Raw genomic sequence first — 6510 nt, forward strand, 5'->3', positions numbered from 1 at the left:
CTACGGGTATCTATATGGGCTATTCCGTTGATACGGGAAGAAATGTGTACCTGCAACCGTCCCTTGCCAGTCAAGGTGTAAAAGGTACAGTTACCAACGCTTTAGCGTCTGCTTTTGTCGGTTCGCTTGGCGGTGGGAAATCGTTCTGTAACAATCTTCTGGTATATTATGCGGTGCTGTTTGGCGGTCAAGCACTTCTGTTAGACCCTAAAAGTGAGCGTGGTAACTGGAAAGAAACGCTCCCAGAGATTGCACATGAAATCAATATCGTAAATCTTACCAGCGATAAGGACAATGCAGGGCTTCTTGACCCGTTTGTGATTATGAAGAATGTAAAAGACGCTGAAAGTCTGGCAATCGACATCTTAACATTCCTTACGGGTATTTCTTCAAGGGACGGCGAAAAATTCCCCGTACTTCGTAAGGCAGTACGCTCCGTTACCCAGAGCGACAGTCGGGGCTTGCTCCATGTGATAGACGAGCTACGCCGTGAAGATACGCCCATATCAAGAAATATCGCAGACCATATCGACAGCTTCACGGACTACGACTTTGCACACCTGCTGTTTTCAGACGGTACGGTAGAAAATGCTATCAGTCTGGATAATCAGCTCAATATCATTCAAGTAGCCGACCTTGTACTGCCAGATAAAGATACCACTTTTGAAGAATACACGACCATTGAATTGTTGTCTGTGTCTATGCTGATTGTGATTAGTACCTTTGCCCTTGATTTTATCCATTCGGACAGAAGCATTTTTAAGATTGTCGATTTAGACGAAGCGTGGGCGTTCTTAAATGTGGCACAAGGAGAAACCTTATCAAATAAGCTGGTTCGTGCTGGGCGAGCTATGCAGGCAGGCGTTTATTTCGTTACCCAGTCTGCCTATGACGTGTCAAAGGAAAGTCTGAAAAACAATATCGGCTTAAAGTTTGCATTTAGAAGCACGGATATAAACGAGATAAAGCAGACCTTAGAGTTTTTCGGTATCGACAAGGACGATGAGAACAACCAGAAACGCTTGCGTGATTTGGAGAACGGACAATGCTTATTGCAGGACTTATACGGGCGTGTCGGTGTGGTGCAGATACACCCAGTCTTTGAAGAACTGCTACACGCCTTTGATACCAGACCGCCCGTACAGAGAAATGAGGTGGAGTGATGAAAGAAAGGATAAAAGGTGTGTTCACAAAAAAGAAGATTTTCCACTTTCTCAAAATGGCTCTGTTCGTGGTGGCACTCTCCCTTATCCTGCTTTCACTTTTGGGGACGGTGGCTCATGCGACGGGGCTTGTAGACGATACCATAAACGCAGAAAATCTTTATTCAAAATATCCCCTTTCCAACTACCAGCTTGATTTTTTCGTCGATAATAGCTGGTCGTGGCTTCCGTGGAACTGGCTCGACGGTATCGGAAAATCGGTACAATACGGGCTGTACTGCATTACCAACTTTGTCTGGACTATCAGTTTGTATTTGAGTAATGCAACGGGCTATGTGGTGCAGGAAGCCTATAAGCTGGACTTCATCAATGATATGGCAGACAGTATCGGAAAGAGCATACAGACCCTTGCAGGCGTTACCGAGAACGGCTTTTCTTCTACGGGCTTCTATGTTGGTTTCCTGCTTCTCATTATCTTAGTGGTGGGAATGTACGTTGCTTATACGGGACTGATAAAACGGGAAACCAGCAAAGCACTTCACGCTGTTATCAACTTTGTGGTGGTGTTCGTGCTGTCCGCTTCATTTATTGCTTATGCTCCCGACTATATCAAGAAGATAAATGAATTTTCATCAGACATCAGTACCGCTTCTTTGGATTTGGGAACAAAAATCATGCTCCCTAACTCCGACAGCGAGGGTAAGGACAGCGTGGACTTGATACGGGACAGCCTATTTTCTATTCAAGTGGAACAGCCGTGGCTCTTGCTTCAATTCGGGAACAGCAACGCAGAAGAAATCGGGACAGACCGTGTAGAAGCTCTCGTATCGGCAAGTCCAGAGGACGAGGACGGGAAAACCAGAGAGGAAGTCGTGAAAACAGAAATCGAGGACAACGACAATAACAATCTGACAATACCGCAGGTCGTGAACCGTTTGGGTATGGTGTTCTTCCTCTTGTTCTTTAACTTGGGTATCACGATATTTGTATTCTTGCTTACGGGCATGATGTTGTTCAGCCAGATACTTTTTATTATCTTTGCAATGTTTTTACCTATCAGTTTTTTACTTTCCATGATACCGAGCTATGAAAGCATGGCAAAGCAGGCAATCGTGAGAGTATTTAATACCATAATGACACGGGCAGGAATAACGCTCATTGTAACGGTGGCATTTAGTATTTCCAGTATGTTTTACAACATTTCCACAGACTACCCATTCTTTATGGTGGCGTTCTTGCAGATAGTATGTTTCGCTGGTATCTACATGAAGCTGGGCGACTTAATGAGTATGTTCTCACTTAATGCTGGCGACAGTCAAAGCATGGGACGACGCATATTCCGCAGACCGTATCTGTTTATGCGACATCGGGCTAGGCGTATGGAACACCGTATTGCAAGGGCGGTAAGTGCTGGCGGTATTTCGGGCGGTGTAGCTGGTGCGGTGGCTGGAAGTGCCGTTGCTGGCAAGAGAGCCGAAAGAAAAAATACGGCTTCTAAAGAAAATCGGGGCAATACCACTTCCAGCATGGGACAGCGTGCAGGTTCAAAAGTCGGTGCTGTTTTAGATACGAAAAATAAAGTGAAAGACAAGGCAAACGCTGTCAAAGAGAATATCAAGGATATGCCGACACAGACCGCTTATGCGGTGTATTCCGCAAAGGAAAAGGCAAAGTCCAGCGTGTCCGACTTCAAGCGTGGCATGGTGCAGGAACAGCAGTCCAGACAGACGGGACGCTTGGAAAAGCAGGAACAGCGTAAGAAAAATATCGCTGACAAACGTATGGAGCTTCAAAAGGCACAAGAAGCAAGGCAGGTACAGCGAAAGGCTGACGGATCAGCGACAACGGGAGCTACCCGTCCCCATGAGCGACCAGTCACAGCTTCAACCATTCCAAAGCCGAGTGTTGAAAAAATGCAGGAAGTCAAACGCCCAGCCACAGCTCCAACTCCGAAAGCAAGTGAGCCAGTCAAGACAAATGTTATCAAAGAGCGTCCGTTATCTTCTGGTGCTTCTGATAAGAAAGCACCCCAGCCTACACAGACAGTACATAGGCAGAATGTAGAAAAAGTGGTATCGCAGGAAACACGCCAGAATGACACCAAAGACCGCAGGATAAAGGTTCAGCAGACCCAGAGCGTCCAGAAGAACCAGCAGACCATAGAGAAAACCCGTAACCTTGTAACGAAGAAAGGACAGAAGAAAAAATGAAACTGAAACATATCGCTATCATTGGCAGTCTGTTTCCTATCCTCTTTTCTCTGGTGCTTTTCTTTGGCGTCCTCATTAGTGCGGACAGCGACGACGAGAACAGCAATTTTTCTTCTGGCATTACGGGTATGAACCTATCCGCAGAAGTCTTGAAACATCAGCCTATGGTAGAAAAATACGCCAGAGAAAACGGTATCTCCGAGTATGTCAATGTGTTACTTGCTATCATTCAAGTAGAAAGTGGCGGTACGGCAGAAGATGTTATGCAGAGTTCGGAAAGTCTTGGTTTACCGCCTAATTCCTTAGATACGGAAAGCTCAATCAAGCAGGGGTGTAAGTATTTTGCGTCCCTGCTTTCTTCCTGCAAAAATCAAGGTATCGACGACTTGAATGTAGCGATACAGTCTTATAACTATGGCGGTGGCTATGTGGGATATGTGGCAGGAAAAGGAAAAAAACACACTTTTAATCTTGCAGAGAGCTTCGCCCGTGAGAAATCGGGTGGAAAGAAAGTAACCTACACCAACCCGATAGCCGTTGCTAAGAATGGGGGCTGGCGGTATGGCTATGGAAATATGTTCTATGTGGAAGTAGTCAATCAGTATTTAGCAGTTCCGCAGGTATCGGGAGAACTGGCACAAAAGGTAATGAATGAAGCGTTGAAATATCAAGGCTGGAAGTATGTGTATGGTGGCAGTAACCCGAATACTTCCTTTGATTGTTCGGGATTGACGCAATGGTGCTATGGAAAAGCTGGTATCTCCTTACCGAGAACAGCACAAGCACAGTATGACGCAACCCAACATCTGCCACTCTCGCAGGCAAAAGCAGGCGATTTGGTGTTTTTCCATTCCACCTATAACGCTGGTTCGTATGTAACACACGTCGGTATTCTTGTTTCGCCGACACAGATGTACCACGCAGGCGACCCGATAGGATATGCAGACCTAAGTAGTAGTTACTGGCAACAGCACTTAATCGGTGCAGGACGAGTAAAACAATAGAAAGGACTTGAAAAATATGTTTAAGAAGAATAAGAAACAGACAGAAACTATCAAAGAACCAAAAGAAAAAAAGGTGCGTACTGTCAAGGTAGGCACACATAAGAAAACCGTGATTGCGTTGTGGGTGGTGCTTGTCGCAAGCGTGAGCTTTGGGGTGTATAAGAATTTTACGGCTATCGACCAGCACACCACCCATGAAAAAGAAATCATTGAACTTTGCTTGCAGGACACCAACGGGATAGAAAATTTCGTGAAAAACTTTGCGAAGTCCTATTACACATGGGATAACAGCAAAGAAGCTATCGAAGCAAGGACGCAGGCAATCAGCGGTTATCTGACAAAGGAATTGCAGGACTTAAATGTAGACACCATTAGAACCGATATACCGACCAGCTCCACGGTTACAGATGTGATTGTATGGCATATCGAGCAATCGGGAGCGGACACTTTTTCTGCTACCTACGAAGTAGATCAGCAGATAAAAGAGGGAGAACAGACAAGCAATGTGAAAGCAACCTATACTGTAAAAGTCTATGTGGACGCAGACGGGGATATGGTAATCGTTCAAAACCCTACCCTTGCACCAGCAGTTGAAAAATCAGACTATGAGCCTAAGACACCAGAAGCAGACGCAAGCGTGGACGCTGATACGGTAAATGACGCTACCGCTTTTCTGGAAACATTCTTTAAGCTGTACCCAACAGCGACGGAAAAAGAGCTTGCTTACTATGTATTGGGAAATGTGATTGAACCTATCGGCAGGGACTACCTTTATTCTGAACTGGTAAACCCTATCTTTATAAAGGACGGCGACAATGTGAAAGTCAAGGTTGCGGTAAAATTCATTGATAATCAGACAAAAGCGACGCAGGTATCGCAGTATGAGCTTGTGCTACATAAGGATAGTAACTGGAAGATTGTAGGATAAATGATATAGCGTGCATTTCCTATCAGATTTGCACGCTTTTACAAAACGACAAGAAAACTGTACAAAAATATTGACTTGTAATGACCGAATGCTATAATATAAATGACAAGTGTACTTGGTATTATTTGAAGGGAGCGTTATATAATGGATAAAGAAAAAATACTATCACAAAACAAAAAAGAGAATCTATATCTTGATGAATACGAAAAACATATTAAACTTCAAGGGAAATCTTTTGGCTTAATGTTTGTTTTATTTATCTGCATTTTAATTCTTTTCATTAAAGCAGTTTGTAAAGAACCTTACTATGACATAATGACAATTATTGGGTCTGTGGCATTTGGCTCTATGGGTTATGAAGCACATATTTCAAAAAATAAATCCAAATTTGTTATTGCTTTATTCTTTTTTCTATTTATGGGGTATTACTTTTATAAATTTTTAATGGTAGGTTTATAGAATGGACGAACATTTAATTTTGCGAAACAGATTAAAAACTGTACGAAAAGAAAAAAAATTATCACAAACAGAATTAGCTGAACTAGTCGGGGTTTCTCGGAATACAATTAGTTCTATTGAAACTGGACAATTTAATCCAACAGCAAAATTGGCATTAGTGCTTTGTATAGCTTTAGATAAAAAATTTGAAGAATTATTTTATTTTGATTAAAGGAGAGAACGATTATGGAATTAGAGGAATTGATTGTTGAAATAGTTATAGGATTGTTTTTACTTTTTACATCTTATCAAATAGGTATAAAAGAGAATATTACTTTATTACATGGTTATCATTATACACAACTTGACCCTAAAGATAAAAAGGTGTTTACAAAAAAAATAGGAATAGGCACTTTACTGGTTAGTATTGGTATTCTTGTTATGCCGATTATCAATTTAATCTCTCATTCTGAATTAGGCTATTACATAGGTCTTATTTTGATTGTTGTAGGAGTGTTTCATATCATATTCATCATTGTAAAATACAATGGAAAACTTATTAGCTTTAAAAAGTAGAATTGAGGTATGAATATGATAGGACTGAACAAAAGAGATATAAAAAAGGCATTGAAAGCTGGTGCAAAAGCTGGCGGTGTATCATTGGCTGATGTTCGGGCGGATATTGAAGCTACGATTGATGAAGCTATGAATAGCACCGACCCAGAGGTGCAGGCAAATTTCAAAAAGTATTTTGGGAATAAACGCCC

Annotated in this window: 7 protein-coding genes; all 7 read left to right on the forward strand. The window is 42.4% G+C overall.

What is annotated here, in order from left to right:
- On the forward strand, positions 1–1163 hold a 1163-nt coding region (locus I2D69_RS19220), incomplete at its 5' end, for an ATP-binding protein (RefSeq protein WP_141655016.1).
- Positions 1163–3373 (forward strand): MFS transporter, encoded by a 2211-nt coding sequence (locus tag I2D69_RS19225; protein WP_003060083.1) that lies wholly within the window; start codon positions 1163–1165, stop codon positions 3371–3373. The genes I2D69_RS19220 and I2D69_RS19225, both read left to right, overlap by 1 nt.
- Positions 3370–4377, forward strand: coding sequence for a bifunctional lysozyme/C40 family peptidase (locus I2D69_RS19230; RefSeq protein WP_003059774.1), 1008 nt, complete (start codon positions 3370–3372; stop codon positions 4375–4377). The genes I2D69_RS19225 and I2D69_RS19230 overlap by 4 nt, the downstream gene beginning before the upstream one ends.
- A 16-nt stretch (positions 4378–4393) precedes the next feature.
- Positions 4394–5305, forward strand: a complete 912-nt coding sequence (locus I2D69_RS19235; protein ID WP_003062215.1) for a conjugal transfer protein — start codon at positions 4394–4396, stop codon at positions 5303–5305.
- 144 nt (positions 5306–5449) lie between these two features.
- Positions 5450–5764, forward strand: a complete 315-nt coding sequence (locus tag I2D69_RS19240; RefSeq protein ID WP_003061887.1) for a DUF6442 family protein — start codon at positions 5450–5452, stop codon at positions 5762–5764.
- A gap of 1 nt (position 5765) precedes the next feature.
- A complete protein-coding gene (locus tag I2D69_RS19245; protein ID WP_005342572.1) occupies positions 5766–5975 on the forward strand; it encodes a helix-turn-helix transcriptional regulator in 210 nt (69 codons plus the stop codon).
- Between the two features lie 14 nt (positions 5976–5989).
- Positions 5990–6319 (forward strand): DUF3784 domain-containing protein, encoded by a 330-nt coding sequence (locus I2D69_RS19250; protein ID WP_195368409.1) that lies wholly within the window; start codon positions 5990–5992, stop codon positions 6317–6319.
- The last annotated feature ends 191 nt before the right edge of the window (positions 6320–6510 follow it).

It is taken from the genome of Ruminococcus sp. D54t1_190329_F1 (assembly GCF_015551645.1).
GTDB classification, from domain to species: Bacteria; Bacillota; Clostridia; order Lachnospirales; family Lachnospiraceae; genus Blautia_A; species Blautia_A faecis.